Genomic DNA, 394 nt, shown 5'->3' with positions numbered 1-394 from the left:
GGTATCCCTCGGCTCCTTCATCCTGGCCCTCGGCATGCTGGTCGACAACGCCATCGTCATCGTCGATCTGTTCGCCACCAAGGTGCGCAAGGGGATTGAACGCAGCGAGGCCGTCAAGCAGGCGATCGCCGAGATGGCCCTGCCCCTGCTCGGCGCCACCGTGGTTGCCTGCCTCGGCGCCACCCCGGTGCTACTCTCCCAGACCGATTCGGCGGAGTTCTCCATCTCCATCGTGCAGGTGCTGTGCAGCTCCCTGCTGCTCTCCTGGGTGGTGGCCATGGTGATCACACCCCTGATGTGCTGGGCCTTTATCAAGGCGCCAAGCGGAGATGAAGAAACCAAGCCCGAGGGCAAGGCCGCCCGCCTCTATCGCCGCGCCGTGCACTGGACCGTG

1 protein-coding gene is annotated in these 394 nt (G+C 65.2%); it reads left to right on the top strand.

Annotated elements, in window-relative coordinates:
• The coding region (locus BN1137_RS22690; RefSeq protein ID WP_198150592.1) for an efflux RND transporter permease subunit at positions 1 to 394 on the top strand (394 nt) is incomplete at both ends.

Origin of the sequence: Aeromonas tecta, from assembly GCF_000820185.1 — a bacterium.
GTDB lineage: Bacteria > Pseudomonadota > Gammaproteobacteria > Enterobacterales > Aeromonadaceae > Aeromonas > Aeromonas tecta.
The sequence above is the reverse complement of the archived record's forward strand: the minus strand, read 5'-3'. Positions and strand labels throughout refer to the sequence as shown.